Annotated in this window: 12 protein-coding genes; 8 read left to right on the top strand and 4 right to left on the bottom strand. The window is 70.8% G+C overall.

What is annotated here, in order from left to right; genetic code table 11:
- Positions 1-4: 4 nt before the first annotated feature.
- Together lpdA and CVS47_RS07205 are read right to left on the bottom strand one after the other, a co-directional pair.
- Entirely contained in the window at positions 5-1,378 is a 1,374-nt protein-coding gene (gene lpdA, locus CVS47_RS07210; RefSeq protein ID WP_127095492.1) for a dihydrolipoyl dehydrogenase, read from the bottom strand.
- On the bottom strand, positions 1,375-2,853 hold the full coding sequence (locus CVS47_RS07205; RefSeq protein WP_127095491.1) for a leucyl aminopeptidase: 1,479 nt from the start codon (positions 2,851-2,853) through the stop codon (positions 1,375-1,377). Before CVS47_RS07205 ends, lpdA begins: the two co-directional genes overlap by 4 nt.
- A gap of 82 nt (positions 2,854-2,935) precedes the next feature.
- Here CVS47_RS07205 and CVS47_RS07200 point away from each other — a divergent pair, with 82 nt between their 5' ends.
- From CVS47_RS07200 to murJ, 4 genes are all read left to right on the top strand, one after another.
- The gene (locus CVS47_RS07200; RefSeq protein WP_127095490.1) at positions 2,936-3,856 is read left to right on the top strand and encodes a proteasome assembly chaperone family protein; all 921 of its coding nucleotides are present in this window, start codon (positions 2,936-2,938) and stop codon (positions 3,854-3,856) included.
- A 215-nt stretch (positions 3,857-4,071) separates the two neighbouring features.
- The gene (locus tag CVS47_RS07195; protein WP_127095489.1) at positions 4,072-5,478 is read left to right on the top strand and encodes an RNA polymerase sigma factor; all 1,407 of its coding nucleotides are present in this window, start codon (positions 4,072-4,074) and stop codon (positions 5,476-5,478) included.
- On the top strand, positions 5,475-6,173 hold the full coding sequence (locus CVS47_RS07190) for a coenzyme F420-0:L-glutamate ligase (RefSeq protein ID WP_127095488.1): 699 nt from the start codon (positions 5,475-5,477) through the stop codon (positions 6,171-6,173). Before CVS47_RS07195 ends, CVS47_RS07190 begins: the two co-directional genes overlap by 4 nt.
- A 13-nt stretch (positions 6,174-6,186) precedes the next feature.
- Positions 6,187-7,770: a murein biosynthesis integral membrane protein MurJ gene (gene murJ, locus CVS47_RS07185; RefSeq protein ID WP_127095487.1), complete on the top strand. Its 1,584-nt coding sequence runs from the start codon at positions 6,187-6,189 to the stop codon at positions 7,768-7,770.
- Positions 7,771-7,795: 25 nt separating this feature from the next.
- Here the strand turns inward: murJ and CVS47_RS07180 are convergent, their stop codons facing one another.
- Positions 7,796-8,830, bottom strand: coding sequence for a sugar-transfer associated ATP-grasp domain-containing protein (locus CVS47_RS07180; protein WP_127095486.1), 1,035 nt, complete (start codon positions 8,828-8,830; stop codon positions 7,796-7,798).
- A gap of 142 nt (positions 8,831-8,972) precedes the next feature.
- Between CVS47_RS07180 and CVS47_RS07175 the strand changes: the two genes are divergently transcribed.
- Genes CVS47_RS07175 through CVS47_RS07165 form a run of 3 tightly spaced genes read left to right on the top strand, consistent with a single transcriptional unit; the run spans position 8,973 to position 11,703 of the window.
- Positions 8,973-10,001: a sugar-transfer associated ATP-grasp domain-containing protein gene (locus CVS47_RS07175; protein ID WP_164734615.1), complete on the top strand. Its 1,029-nt coding sequence runs from the start codon at positions 8,973-8,975 to the stop codon at positions 9,999-10,001.
- Positions 9,998-10,666 (top strand): alanine racemase C-terminal domain-containing protein, encoded by a 669-nt coding sequence (locus CVS47_RS07170; RefSeq protein ID WP_127095484.1) that lies wholly within the window; start codon positions 9,998-10,000, stop codon positions 10,664-10,666. Before CVS47_RS07175 ends, CVS47_RS07170 begins: the two co-directional genes overlap by 4 nt.
- Positions 10,663-11,703 carry an alanine racemase gene (locus CVS47_RS07165; protein WP_127095483.1) on the top strand — a complete coding sequence of 347 codons (1,041 nt, stop codon included), beginning with the start codon at positions 10,663-10,665 and terminating at the stop codon, positions 11,701-11,703. The genes CVS47_RS07170 and CVS47_RS07165 overlap by 4 nt, the downstream gene beginning before the upstream one ends.
- 97 nt (positions 11,704-11,800) lie before the next feature.
- Here the strand turns inward: CVS47_RS07165 and CVS47_RS07160 are convergent, their stop codons facing one another.
- Positions 11,801-12,022 carry a DUF7455 domain-containing protein gene (locus tag CVS47_RS07160; protein ID WP_127095482.1) on the bottom strand — a complete coding sequence of 74 codons (222 nt, stop codon included), beginning with the start codon at positions 12,020-12,022 and terminating at the stop codon, positions 11,801-11,803.
- 167 nt (positions 12,023-12,189) lie between these two features.
- On the opposite strand from CVS47_RS07160, the gene CVS47_RS07155 reads away from it, so the two are divergent.
- Positions 12,190-14,262, top strand: a complete 2,073-nt coding sequence (locus CVS47_RS07155) for a DNA gyrase/topoisomerase IV subunit B (protein ID WP_127097240.1) — start codon at positions 12,190-12,192, stop codon at positions 14,260-14,262.
- The last annotated feature ends 38 nt before the right edge of the window (positions 14,263-14,300 follow it).

The following is a 14,300-nucleotide window of genomic DNA, read 5'->3' as shown; positions in this document are numbered from 1 at the left end:
GGGGTCAGAGTGCGTGCAGGGGCTTGCCGGCGAGCGCGAGGAACGCCTCGCCGAGGGCCTCGCTCTGCGTGGGGTGCGCGTGGATGAACGGGGCGATGTCCTCCGGGTGCGCCTCCCAGGCGACGGCGAGCTGTCCTTCGGTGATGAGCTCTCCGACGCGTGCGCCGACGAGGTGCATCCCCAGCACGGGACCGTTCTTCTCCCTCACGACCTTCACGATGCCGGAGGTGCCGATGATCTCGCTGCGGCCGTTGCCTGCGAGGTTGTACTCGTAGCTCACCACTGCGTCCGCGCCGCGCGCAGCGACGGCCTGCGCCTCGGTCCAGCCGACGGAGGCGACCTCGGGGTTGCTGTAGGTCACCTTGGGCACCTGCAGGTCGGGTACCACGACGGGGTCGAGCCCGGCGATCTCCTCCGCGACGAAGATCCCCTGCTGGAAGCCGCGGTGCGCGAGCTGCAGCCCCGGGACGATGTCGCCGACGGCCCACACGTGCGGCACCCCGGTGCGCAAGCGCTCGTCGGTGACGACGAAGCCCCGCTCCAGGGTGACGCCGGCCTCCTCGTAGCCGAGACCGGTCGTCACCGGCCCGCGGCCCACCGCGACCAGCAGGTACTCCGCCTCGAAGGTGGAGCCGTTCTCGAGCGTGACGGTCACCGTGTCGGCCGTCTGCTCCGCCGAGGCGAAGCGGACGCCGAGCGATGACACGATGCCGCGCTTGCGGAACGCGCGCTCGAGCGCCTTGCTGGAGGAGACGTCCTCCGCGGGCACGAGGTGATCGAGCGCCTCGATGATCGTGACCTCGGCGCCGAAGGACTTCCACACGCTGGCGAACTCCACGCCGATGACACCGCCGCCGAGGATGATCACGCGCCGCGGGATCTCCGGCAGGCCCAGCGCCTCCTCGCTCGTGAGGACGCGACCGCCCACCTCGAGTCCGGGAAGCGAGCGGCTGTACGAGCCGGTGGCGAGGATGACGTCCGTGCCGGCGTAGAGGTCCTCTCCGACACGCACGGCGGGACCGGCCTCGAGCGTGCCCGAACCGGGCACCACGGTGATGCCGCGCGCTCTGATCAGGCCCTCGAGCCCTTTGAACTTCTTCGCGACGATGCCCTCGCGGTAGGCGCGGACGCCCTCGGGGTCGATGCCCTCGAGACTCGCGCGCACGCCGATGGACGGGGCGTCGCGCGCGGCGTCCGCGACCTCGGCCGCATGCAGGAGGGCCTTGGTCGGGATGCAGCCGCGGTGCAGGCACGTGCCGCCGAGCTTGTCCTTCTCGATGACGGCGACCGACTTGCCGAGCTCCGCCGCGCGCAGGGCCGCGGCGTACCCGCCGCTCCCTCCGCCGAGGATGACGACGTCGAAGCGGTGATCGGTCACCGGGCGGCCTCCTCGCCGAGCAGGCGGATCAGGGAGCGCACCGTGGCGCCCGTCGGCCCCTTGTCGACGTAGCCGTAGGCGCCGCCCTTGTTCATGCCGACACCGGCGATGTCCAGGTGCACCCAGGGGATGCGCGGGGCGTCGGCCTCGTCGGACACGCGCCCGACGAAGTGGCGCAGGAAGAGTCCGGCGAAGAGCGAGCCGCCGGCGGGGTCGCCGATCTTGGCGTTCTGCAGGTCGGCGATGGGGGAGTCGAGGTCCTCGACCATGTGGGCCGGGAGCGGCAGCTGCCACGCCATCTCGCCGGTCGTGGCCGCGGCATCCAGGTACCGGGCGACCGCGTCGTCCTCACCCATCACTCCGGCGGTGCGGGTGCCCAGCGCCACCGTGATCGCGCCGGTGAGGGTGGCGACGTCCACGATCAGGTCGGGGTGCTCGCGGCTGGCGGCGACGAGCCCGTCGGCCAGCACGAGCCGACCCTCGGCGTCGGTGTTGAGCACCTCGACCGTGGTGCCGTCGAGCATCCGCAGCACGTCGCCCGGACGCGTGGCGCGCCCCGAGGGCATGTTGTCGGCGATGCACATCCATGCGGTCACGCGCACGGGCAGGGCGAGGGATGCTGCGGCCCGCACGACCGACAGAACCGTGGCGGCTCCGCACATGTCGTACTTCATGCCGACCATGCTGGCGGCGGGCTTGAGGGAGAGGCCGCCCGTGTCGAAGGTGATGCCCTTGCCCACGAGGGCCACGTGACGGGTCGCGCCGGCCGGCGCATAGTCCAGGCGCACGAGGCGCGGGGGGCGATCCGAGCCCTGGCCGACGCCGAGGATCCCGCCGAAGCCCTCCTTCGCGAGGGCCTCTTCGTCCCAGACGTCGACGGAGACGGGCAGGCCCGCGACGGCCTCGATGGCCTTGTCGGCGAGGTCGGCGGGTCCGAGCCACTCGGCGGGGATCGAGACGAGGTCCTTCGTCAACGCGACGGCGCTCGCCACGGCGGTGATGGCGTCCACGGCGTCACGCGACTCGTCGGCGGGGGCGTGGACGACCACGCGCGCGGCGCGGCGCTTCGGGTCGCCGGTCTTGTAGCCGTCGAACCGGTATCCGCCGAGCAGCGCACCTTCGGCCAGCGCGCTCCAATCGGCGGGATCGGCGAACGGCGCCGCGACGGCGACCGTCTCGAAGCCGGTGAGGAGGCGGAGGCCGGTGCCGCCCGCTTCACGGAGGGCTGCGGCATCCGGGTCCGCACCCGTGCCGACGACGGCCACCGGGCGGGACGTCACGTCGGGGAGGTGCACGCGCTGGTAGGCGTTCGGCGCCCCGGTGAAGCCCGTCGCGAGAAGGCTCTCACGCAGCCCCGGCCACTCCTCGAGGGAGGGGGAGCCGTCGCGATCGACGGGCGGGAGGGCCAGGAGGAGGGCGTCTGCGTCCGCCTCCCGGAGAGGTGCAGTGGAGCGGGAGAGCTCGGGAAACGACATGTCCTCCATCCTACGGAGGCTGTTCGCTCTGAGCGGGACGGAGCCGCGCCGGGCCGTCGGGACCGGCTCGTAGAGTGGACTCATGCCCTGGCCCGCACCCCTGTTCGATCGCGCCGTCTCAGCGCCGCCCGTGCCCGCCGGGCTGCCGCTCGTGATCTCGCTCACGGGATTCACGGATGCCGGGGGAGCGGTCTCAGGACTCGTCGACTACTTCCGCGATGATCTCGAGCCGTCGCTGCTGGTCAGCTTCTCCAACGACGTGCTGCTGGACTATCGCGCGCGCCGCCCGATCGTGTCGTTCGAGCAGGATCACCTGACCGACTTCCGGCCGCCGCGTCTCGAGCTGTTGCTCGTCCACGACGCCATGGGTCAGCCGTTCGTGCTGCTCGCCGGCTACGAGCCCGACTTCGCGTGGGAGGCGTTCGCCCGCACGGTACTCGACCTCGCCGACGAACTGGGGATCTCCTCGGTCACCTGGGTGCACGCCATCCCCATGCCGGTGCCGCACACCCGTCCGATCGGCACGACCGTCAGCGGCACGCGGTCCGAGCTCACCGAGGCGCACTCCGTGTGGCAGCCGCACACCCAGGTGCCCTCGACCGTCGGCCATCTGCTGGAGTACCGCTTCGCTGAAGCGGGTGCCCGCGTCGCCGGCTTCGTGCTGCTCGTGCCGCACTACCTCGGCGACACGGAGTACCCGGCCGCGACGCTCGCGGCGCTCGACAGCCTCACGGTGGCGACCGGGCTCATCTTCGCGGGCGAGGGCCTGCGCGAGGAGAACCGCGAGTACATCGCCAAGGTCGATGAGCAGGTCGGAGGCAACGACGAGCTCAAGCGCATGCTCGAGGGTCTCGAGGAGCGCTACGACTCCTACATGGCAGGTTCCACCCTCGCGACCCCGATCATCCACACCGGTGATCTCCCGAGCGCCGACGAGCTCGCGGCCGAGCTGGAGCGCTTCCTCGCCAGTCGCCCCACCGGCGAGGACGACAAGCGCCCCTAGCGCGGAATGCCGGGCACAGCGCCGGCGTTGCATCTTCCAGACGCACGCATCGGGGTGCAGAGGCTCCCCGGTCCTGTGCGATACTGGAAGAACTGACCCGTTGTCAACCGTTGACCCGACTCATCTCGGCGCCGCGGGACTTGACAAGGGTCTTACTAGTGTCCGAAGACGACCGGGGGACGCGCTGACGCCCGTCTGCCGGTGAAAGGCGAATCGTGACCGCAGGCACGAAGACCACCACCCGCACACGCACCACCGAGGACGTCGACACCGAGGTCCCCACCGAAGAGGTCGCCGCCGCGACGAAGACGTCCGCGGCCGCGAAGAAGGCTCCCGCCAAGAGGGCGGCCGCCAAGCCCGCTGCCAAGAAGACCACCGCCGCCAAGGCGCCCGCCAAGGGCAAGGCCAAGGCCGATGACGACGAGCCCGGCGAGGACGACGAGGTCGACGTCGAGGAACTCGACGTCACCGATCTCGAGGACGGCGACGAGTCCGTCGAGGAGGCCCCCGCCGCCGTGACCAAGGGGCGCAAGAAGGCCGCCACGGTCGAGGCGCCCGAGGCCGCGGCATCCGATTCCGAGGCGTCCGAGGACGACGACGAGGAAGACGCCAAGCCGGCGTTCACCGAGCCGCTGCCGACGGGCGCGATCGTCATCTCCTCCGGCGACGACGACGAGGTGCCCGTCTACTCGACGATGATCACCGGCGCGACGGCCGACCCCGTCAAGGACTACCTCAAGCAGATCGGCAAGGTGCCGCTCCTCAACGCGGCCGAAGAGGTCGAGCTCGCGATGCGCATCGAGGCGGGCCTGTTCGCCGAGGAGAAGCTGTCGCACATGACGGCCGCCGAGAAGTCGGGCCAGACCGGCCTCGACCTCCAGTGGGTCGCCCGCGACGGTCAGCGCGCCAAGTCGCACCTGCTCGGCGCGAACCTCCGCCTGGTCGTCTCGCTCGCCAAGCGCTACACCGGCCGCGGCATGCAGTTCCTGGACCTGATCCAGGAGGGCAACCTCGGTCTCATCCGCGCCGTCGAGAAGTTCGACTACACCAAGGGCTTCAAGTTCTCGACGTACGCGACGTGGTGGATCCGCCAGGCGATCACCCGCGCCATGGCCGACCAGGCCCGCACGATCCGCATCCCCGTGCACATGGTCGAGGTCATCAACAAGCTCGCGCGCGTGCAGCGCCAGATGCTCCAGGACCTGGGCCGCGAGCCCACACCCGAGGAGCTCAGCCGCGAGCTCGACATGACGCCCGAGAAGGTCATCGAGGTGCAGAAGTACGGTCGCGAGCCCATCTCGCTGCACACGCCCCTCGGCGAGGACGGCGACAGCGAGTTCGGCGACCTGATCGAGGACACCGAGGCCGTCGTCCCGGCCGACGCGGTGGGCTTCACGATGCTCCAGCGCCAGCTCGAGTCGCTGCTGGACTCCCTGTCCGAGCGCGAGGCGGGCGTGATCCGCATGCGCTTCGGCCTCGGCGACGGCCAGCCGAAGACCCTCGACCAGATCGGCGACACGTTCGGCGTGACGCGCGAGCGCATCCGGCAGATCGAGTCCAAGACGATGGCGAAGCTGCGGCACCCGTCGCGCTCGCAGTCGTTGCGGGACTACCTCGAGTGAGCGGCGAGGCGAATCAGGGCAAGGCCCTTTCGGTGGAGGTCGCGGGCGAGAAGGTCGCCCGCGTCCCGATCCGCACGCGCGTCGTCCTTCCGGGCGACGACCTGGACGCGTTCCTGCTCGACTACGCCGGGCCGGTCGTGCAGTCCGGGGATCTGCTCTTCGTGACCGAGAAGATCGTCGCCATCACGCAGGGCCGGTCGTACCTCGTCGAGGACATCCACCCGCGCCGCCTCGCGCTGTTCCTGTCCCGATACGTCACCCGCACGCCCTACGGCATCGGCCTCGGCATGCCCGAGACGATGGAGATGGCGCTGCGGGAGTGCGGGACGCCCCGCATCCTGTTCGCGGCGGCCGTGTCGGCCGTGACTAAGGCCTTCGGCCGCAAGGGCGACTTCTACCGCATCGCGGGCGACAAGGCCCGAGCGATCGACGGTCCGACGAAGGGGACGATCCCGCCGTACAACAAGGCGGTCGTGCTCGGCCCGGAGCGTCCGCGCGAGGTCGCGCAGCACGTCAAGACGCTGCTCGGCGGCGTCGCAGAGGTCGCCGTGGTCGACATCAACGACCTGGGCGGCAACATCCTCGGCTCGACGCTCGACAAGGCGGGGGAGCGGCGCCTGCTCGCCATCCTCAAGGACAACCCGCTCGGCCAGGGCCACGAGTCCACGCCGCTGGGCGTGGTGCGTCCCGCCTGATCGGCGTCCCTCGATGAACCTGGCGCGGGCGAGCAGCCTGATCGCGGCCGGCACGCTCGTGTCGCGCATGACCGGACTCGTCCGCACCATCGTCCTCGTCGCGGCCATCGGCACCTTCGCGGCGGGTGATTCGTTCTACTACGCGAATCAGCTGCCCAACACCGTCCTGACGCTGATCTCGACCGGTCTGCTCACGGGCGTCATCGTGCCGCGCGTGGTCGCCGTGAGCGCGCAGTCCGACGGCGGTCGCATCTTCCTGCCGAAGCTCATGACGGCCGGCGCGGTGATCCTGCTCGCCGCGACCGCGCTCGCGATGCTCCTCGCGCCCTGGCTGGTCTCTGTCGTGGCCGGCCAGCTCACGCCGCAGGCCCAGTCGCTCACGACCGCCTTCGCCTACTGGTGCCTCCCACAGATCTTCTTCTACGGCATGTTCGCGCTCATCGGCGAGAGCCTCAACGCCCGGCGCATCTTCGCGCCCTACGCGTGGGCGCCGGTCGTGAACAACGCCGTCTCGATCGCGGGCTTCGGCCTGTTCATCGCCGTCTTCGGCAGCCGCGACGGCCTGGACGGATGGACCCCGGAGGCGATCGCCCTGGTGGGTGGCACCGCCACGCTCGGCATCATCGCGCAGGTCGTCGTGCTGACCGTCTTCTGGCGACGCTCCGGCATTCCGCTGCGTCCCGACTTCCGCTGGCGCGGCGTCGGCTTCGGCAGCATGGGCGGCCTCGCGACCTGGACGTTCGGCATGGTCATGGTCACCCTGGTGGCCGGTGTCGTGCAGTCCAACGTGATGAGCGCGGCATCCGGAGACAACGCGTCGGCCGCCATCTGGGGCAACGCCTGGCTCGTCTACATGGTGCCCTACGCGCTCATCGTGCTGTCGATCGGCACGCCCTACTTCACCCGCATCAGCGAGCACGCCGCCGCCGAGAGGCGCCCGGAGGTGCTGGCCGACATCGGCGCCTCGATCCGCACCCTCGGCCTGTTCGTGGTCATCGCGGCGGTCGGGCTCGCGGCGGCGGCGGCGCCCGCATCGCGCATCTTCACGCAGACGTCGGAGGCCGCCCTGCTGGCGGCGCCGGTGCTCATCGCGTTCCTGGTCGCGCTGCTGCCGATGGCGATCCTGTTCATCATCCAGCGCACCTTCTACGCGTACGGCGACACCCGCACGCCCTTCTTCTTCACCCTGATCCTCGGCGTCATGGTGGTGTCGCTCACCCTCGTCGCCATGCTGGTGCCCCGGCCGTACCTGACCGTCACGGTCGCGTCGGTGCAGACCCTGTGCGGCATCGTGGAACTCGTCATCGCGGTGTGGCTGCTTCGGCGCAAGATCGGTCCGCTGGGCCTCGCGCGCCCGCTCGCCGCCATCGGCCGGTTCGTGCTCGCCGCGATCCCTGCGGGGGCCGCCGGCTACGGCGTGTACCTCTGGACAGGGGGCGGCGAAGGATGGATGCTGGGCAGCCTGTTCCTCGGGGCGGCGGGCACCGCACTCATCTGCGCGACTGCCGGCGCGATCTACGTCGGCATCCTCGCGGCGTTCCGCACGCCCGAGCTCGCCACCGCGGCGCGCCTGGTGCGGGCACGCTTCGGCCGCTGACCGGCCTGACGCGCTCCGCCCCGCGTCAGCGGCGCTTGTCGAGCACGCCGGAGCCGATGGCGTCGCGGTAGCGCGACAGCAGACCGGTGCGGACGCCCGACACGCTCGGCTTCATCTGGAAGACGCTCGAGTTGTGGTTGGCCTCGATGAGCGCCGGACCGTCGGGGGTGATGGCGACGTCCCAGCCGACGTAGGGAACCGTGGGCAGGCGGCGCGCGGCGACCTCGACCATCGCGAGGGCCTCGGCGAACCGGGGGACCGCGAAGCCGGCGATCGTCGTGCCGGTGACCGGATGCTGCGCGAACACGTTCGAGTTCTTGTCCACCGCTCCCCACCGGGCCACGCCGTCGTCGTCGAGCATCGTGAACATGCCGCCGCCGGCGAAGTTGTCCACGACCCCGCCGTTGCCGATGCGCAGCACCGCCGCGATCACGTGGAACGAGCCGTCGGGGCGCAGGTAGGTGATGATGCGGAGGGTGTTGACGCTCCCGGCGTAGAGCTCGTTCATGCGCTCGTGCTGCGGGAGGAGCTCCTCCACCAGGGTGCGTCCGTCTTCGATCAGCTGCCGGCGCCAGGCGGGCTCGTCCGCGATGTCCGCCGCGTCGAACGTGTCGATGCCGCGTCCGCCCTCACCGCGCGCGGGCTTGACCAGCACACGGGGATGAGCGGCGAGGAACCGGGCGATCGCGTCGTCGTCCGCATCCGCGGCGTCGATCCAGGCGCGCCCGATCATGTCGGAGAAGTCGCGGTAGAACCGGGGCTTGTCTCCCAGCAGCGCGGCGGAGTCCGGACCGTTGAGGGTGTTGTTCAGCCGGATCGCCTTGGGGTGCGTCATCCACGTGGCGCGCTCGCGGGCGTTCAGCAGCCGGATGTCCCACACCGCGTAGTCGCGGAAGCCCATCTCGTAGCGCACGGAGCACCACAGCATGTCGGCGACGATCACCGGGAGCGGAGCACGGGACACGCGCTGCACCTGTCGGGCGAACTCGGTGACGTTGCCCAGACTCAGGCGCCGGGCCCGCTGCAGCAGATATCGGACGCGCAGGGACCGCTGTGACACCTCGCCACGCTAACACAGCGCCTCGCCGGTCCCTGGGCGGGTCGGCCGGAGCCCGCCTCGTATGATTGAGGCTTCGGAAGCGCTGCGACGGACGTCACCGGCGGCGCCGGATCTCCGGACCAGAAAGCGACTGCCCCAGCCGATGGACATCTCCCTGAAAGCGCGCGCCGGCTACTTCCTGAAGCGTGCCGCCGCCTTCCGCCCGACCCGCGTCTGGAACTTCGCCCGCCAGATCGCCGACGAGCAGGGCAAGTGGGCGCCGCCCATCTTCGTCGACATGCTGTGGTCGGCCGCGTTCCGCGACACCGCCTACATCGACTACTACGAGGCCGATTTCGCCCTCCTCAGCCGGAGCGAACGCAAGACGTTCATGACCTCGCTCATCCAGCACCACCTCGCGACGGCCGTCAACGACCGCGAGGACGCCAAGACGCTCGAGGACAAGATCAACTTCAACCGGGCCTTCGGCGACTTCCTGGGTCGCGAGTGGATGCAGCTCGACGACACGGACGCCGCGGCCCTGGCCGCGTTCGCCGCCCGCCACCCGGTCATCATCGCCAAGGTGCCGGTCAGCAGGGAGGGCAAGGGCGTCTTCCGCTACGACACCGCGGAGGTCACCGACTGGGACGCGTTCCGCGCGGAGCTGATCGGGAAGGGCCAGATCCTCATCGAGCAGCCCATCGTCCAGCATCCGTATCTCGCGTCCTACTGCGCCGGCACCGTCAACACGACGCGCATCACGACGTACTTCGACGGCACCACGGTGCACCCGCTCGTCATGGTGCAGAAGTTCGGCCGCGGTGCGGTCAGCGATCAGTTCACCTGGGGCGGCTTCTTCACGATGCTCGACGACGACGGGCACTCCGTCGGCCCCGGGCACACCGGCAAGCACAAGAGCAGCTACCTCGTGCACCCCGAGTCGGGCCAGTCGATCGTGGAGTTCCAGGTGCCGCTGTGGGACCAGGTGCTCGCGCTCGTCGACCAGGCCGCCCGCCGCATCCCGACCGTGCCCTACGTCGGCTGGGACGTCGCCGTCGGGCCGGAGGCGCCGGTGCTCATCGAGGGCAACTGGATCCCGGGGCTGTACGAGACGCGCGTGAGCACGACCGGCATCCGCGAGGGCTCGCGTCCGCGCCACGAGCGCGTGATGGGCGACGCCCTCCGCCGATGACGGTCCTGGCCCGGGTGAGCCGCACCGCCCTCCGCGCGAACCTCGCGCGGAGCGGCGCGGACGGCGGCGTCGTGGACGTGCGCGCGGACGGATGGGGTCACGGAGCGGTCACCGTCGCCGCGGCCGCCGTCGCGGCCGGCGGACGGCAGGTGATCGCCGACGCAGACCAGCACGACGAGCTGCGGGCGGCGGGGATCCCCTCGGACGCCCTGGTGGACGTCGGCGCTGCCACCGTCGACCCGCTGGCCGTCTTCGGGCTCGACGGCATCGGCGTGCCGGTCCTGCGGCTCTGCGGCGAGGTCGTCACCACCAAGGACCTGAGGGCGGGGGAGGGCGTGTCGTACGGCTACCTCCACCGCGCGCCGCACGATACGCGCATCGCGCTGGTCTCCGGCGGCTACGGCCAGGGCGTGTACCGCGCGCTGGGGGAGCGCGCGTCGGTCGTGATCTCCGGGCGCCGCTGCGCCATCCTCGGCCGCGTCGCGATGGACGTGTGCGTCGTCGAGATCGGCGACGCACCCCTCAGCCGCGGCGCGGACGTCTGGTTCTTCGGCGATCCGGCGCAGGGTCACCCGTCTGTGCACGAGTGGGCGGATGCCTCGGATCTGAGCGCGGCGGAGCTCGTGGCCGCCGTCGGACTGCACGCGGAGCGGAGGAGCGAGTGACCGCCCAGCTGCACGTCGACCTCGGCGCCTTCGGAGAGAACCTCCGCGTGCTGCGCGATCGCGTCGCCCCGGCCGAGCTGATGCTCGTCGTGAAGAACGACGCCTACGGTCACGGGGTCGAGCGCATCCTCCCGCGCGCGCTCGAGGAGGGCGTGACGTGGGTCGGCGCCTTCGACGTCGCGACCGGCCGCCGCGTCCGGCGCCTCGTGGGCGAGGCGATCCGCGTCTTCGTGTGGATGCTGCCGGATCCCGACGACGTCGCCGAGGCGATCGACCTGCAGCTCGACCTGGGCGTGGGTGACGCGCAGCTGCTGGAGGATGCCGCGGCTGCCGCCCGACGTGCGGGGACGACCGCGCGCGTGCACCTGAAGATCGACTCCGGCCTGCGGCGCAACGGCATCCGTCCCGAGGAGTGGGAGGCGGTCGTGCGCCGTGCCCGCGCGCTCGAGAAGCGGGGCGCGATCCGCGTGATCGGGGTGTGGAGCCACATCGCCGAGGCCTCGGACGCGGACGACGACGACGCGCGCGCGATCTTCGACCTCGCTCTGACGCAGGCGCGCGTCGCGGGGCTGACGCCCACCGTGACGCATCTCGCGGCGAGCTCCGCCGCGTCGGCGCGCGCGGAGTTCCGCTACGACCTGGTGCGGATCGGCGCGTTCGCCTACGGGGTCGCCCCGGCCGGCGGCCCTTCGGCGCTCAACCTCGGGCTCCGCCCCATCGGAACGCTGACGGCCACGGTGACCGCCGTGGAGAGCGAGCGGGTGCACGTCGACGCGGGCTTCCTGCACGGCCTGCCGACGGCCCTCGCCGGCGCCGCCGACGTCGGGACGCCGGCGGGTCGCCGGCCGCTCCTCGCCGTCGAGGCGCTGCAGAGCCTCGTCGGGAGCTGGGGCGGCGCGGCATCGGGCGACACCGTCGTGCTCTACGGCGGCGGAGTCGACGAGCCGACGGCCACAGAGTGGGCCGAGGCGATCGGCACCATCGGCGAGGAGATCGTCACGCGCATCTCGCCGCGCCTCCCTCGCACCTCTGAATGATCGGTCGGCGCTGCCGGGGCATGCGAAAGGCCCCGGCCATCACCCTCGCGGGGTGAGGACCGGGGCCCTGATCGATCGAATGCCGTGATCGGTTCGATCAGACCGCTTCGCTGAGACGCGCAGTCTCGTCGTGCCACGTGGTGGCGATGCTGCGCAGCTTGTCTTCGTACTTGCGGCCGTGGTGAGCGCAGAACAGCAGCTCGCTGCCGTTCACCTCGGCGGCGATGTAGGCCTGAGCGCCGCACGAGTCGCAGCGGTCCGCGGCGGTCAGACGGTACTCGAGGACGGCGGCAGGTTCGGTTGTCGACAGGGTGTTCATGGAGTGCCTCCTCTTGGTGCGTCGGGAATCCCGGCAGGTCATGAAATACAACCACGCGCCCCCATGGGTAATGCCCGTGAGTCGGGACATTTCGCTGTGCGCGTACGACGGCCCCCGTGCGCCGAGTGTCGGGCAGGGCCTGCCCGCACCCCGGATTAGTCTTGTCGATTGTGACTTCCGAGTACTCCGCCCATCACCTGCAGGTGCTCGAGGGGCTCGAAGCCGTCCGCAAGCGTCCGGGCATGTACATCGGATCGACCGACTCCCGCGGCCTCATGCACTGCCTCTGGGAGATCATCGACAACTCCGTCGACGAGGCCCTCGGCGGCTTCGGCTCCCGCATCGACATCGTCCTCCACGCCGACGGCAGCGTCGAGGTCCGTGACCGGGCGCGCGGCATCCCCGTCGACATCGAGCCGCGCACCGGTCTCTCCGGCGTCGAGGTCGTCTTCACCAAGCTCCACGCCGGCGGCAAGTTCGGCGGCGGGTCCTACGCCGCCTCGGGCGGCCTCCACGGCGTCGGCGCCTCCGTCGTCAACGCCCTCTCCGAGCGCCTCGACGTCGAGGTCGACCGCGGCGGCAAGACGTGGGCGATGTCGTTCCACCGCGGCGAGCCCGGCAACTTCGCGGGCGACGCACCCGACTCCACCTTCTCGCCCTTCGAGAACCGCTCGGAGCTGCGCGTGGCCGGCCGCGCGGCCAAGGGCGTCACCGGCACCCGCATCCGCTACTGGGCTGATCGACAGATCTTCACGAAGGATGCCGCCTTCAACGTCGAGGAGCTCGAGCAGCGCGCACGTCAGACCGCCTTCCTCGTGCCCGGGCTCGAGATCGTCATCCGGGACGAGCGGTCGGACGAGGCATCCGAGACGTCCTACCGCTTCGACGGAGGCATCTCGGAGTTCGCCGACTTCCTCGCCCCCGACGCCGGGATCACCGACACGTGGCGCCTGACCGGGTCGAGCACCTTCACCGAAACGGTCCCGGTCCTCCAGGCCAGCGGCGCCATGGTCGCCACCGAGGTCGAGCGCGAGTGCGTCGTCGACGTCGCCGTGCGCTGGGGCACCGGCTACGAGACGACCACGCGTTCGTTCGTGAACATCATCGCGACGCCCAAGGGCGGGACGCACCAGCAGGGCTTCGAGGCGGCACTGATGAAAGTGCTGCGCGCGCAGGTCGATCAGAACGCCCGCCGGCTGAAGCTCGGCAACGACAAGCTCGAGAAGGACGACATCCTGGCGGGGCTCACCGCGGTCCTCACCGTGCGCGTGCCCGAGCCGCAGTTCGAGGGGCAGACCAAGGAGGTGCTCGGCACCCCCGCCGTGCGCCAGATCGTCGCGAACGTCGTGACCAAGGAGCTGAACGCGCGCTTCGCCTCGCCCAAGCGCGACGACAAGTCGCAGACCTCCCTCCTGATGGAGAAGGTCGTCGCCGAGATGAAGGCCCGCATCTCGGCCCGTGCCCACAAGGAGACGCAGCGGCGCAAGAACGCGCTGGAGTCCTCGTCTCTGCCCGCGAAGCTCGTGGACTGCCGCTCCAACGACGTGGACGACTCGGAGCTGTTCATCGTGGAGGGCGACTCCGCGCTCGGCACCGCCAAGCTCGCCCGCAACAGCGAGTACCAGGCGCTCCTGCCCATCCGCGGCAAGATCCTCAACGTGCAGAAGGCGTCCATCAGCGACATGCTCGGCAACGCCGAATGCGCCTCGATCATCCAGGTGATCGGCTCCGGCTCCGGCCGCTCGTTCGACCTCAGCACGGCGCGCTACGGCAAGGTCATCCTGATGAGCGACGCCGACGTCGACGGCGCGCACATCCGGACGCTGCTGCTCACGCTCTTCTTCCGCTACATGCGTCCGCTCATCGAGGCCGGGCGCGTGTTCGCCGCCGTGCCGCCGCTGCACCGCGTCATCATCCAGCATCCCGGCACCAAGCCGAACGAGACCGTCTACACATACTCCGAGCAGGAGCTGCAGTCGCTCCTGGCGCGGCTGACGAAGTCGGGCAAGCGCTGGCAGGAGCCGGTGCAGCGCTACAAGGGCCTCGGCGAGATGGACGCCGAGCAGCTCGCGACGACGACGATGGATCGCGCCGGCCGCACCCTGCGCCGGGTGCGGGTGTCGGACGCCGAGAACGCGGCGACCGTGTTCGAGCTGCTGATGGGCAACGACGTCGCCCCGCGCAAGGAGTTCATCGTCGACTCGTCCAGCAACTTCTCGCGCGAGCGCATCGACGCCTGACCCGGCTCCGCGCCGTTCGACGACAGGTGGCGCGGCGC

Origin of the sequence: Microbacterium lemovicicum, from assembly GCF_003991875.1 — a bacterium.
Classification (GTDB): domain Bacteria; phylum Actinomycetota; class Actinomycetes; order Actinomycetales; family Microbacteriaceae; genus Microbacterium; species Microbacterium lemovicicum.
Note: the sequence above shows the minus strand (reverse complement) of the source record. Positions and strands in the feature narration are given on the sequence as shown.

What these genes read in the sequence shown, in the direction of transcription:
- CVS47_RS07160 (WP_127095482.1), bottom strand. Translation starts at nt 12,022, where the DNA reads ATGAACACCCTGTCGACAACCGAACCTGCCGCCGTCCTCGAGTACCGT.
- CVS47_RS07175 (WP_164734615.1), top strand. Translation starts at nt 8,973, where the DNA reads ATGGACATCTCCCTGAAAGCGCGCGCCGGCTACTTCCTGAAGCGTGCC.
- CVS47_RS07205 (WP_127095491.1), bottom strand. Translation starts at nt 2,853, where the DNA reads ATGTCGTTTCCCGAGCTCTCCCGCTCCACTGCACCTCTCCGGGAGGCG.
- CVS47_RS07200 (WP_127095490.1), top strand. Translation starts at nt 2,936, where the DNA reads ATGCCCTGGCCCGCACCCCTGTTCGATCGCGCCGTCTCAGCGCCGCCC.
- murJ (WP_127095487.1), top strand. Translation starts at nt 6,187, where the DNA reads ATGAACCTGGCGCGGGCGAGCAGCCTGATCGCGGCCGGCACGCTCGTG.
- CVS47_RS07170 (WP_127095484.1), top strand. Translation starts at nt 9,998, where the DNA reads ATGACGGTCCTGGCCCGGGTGAGCCGCACCGCCCTCCGCGCGAACCTC.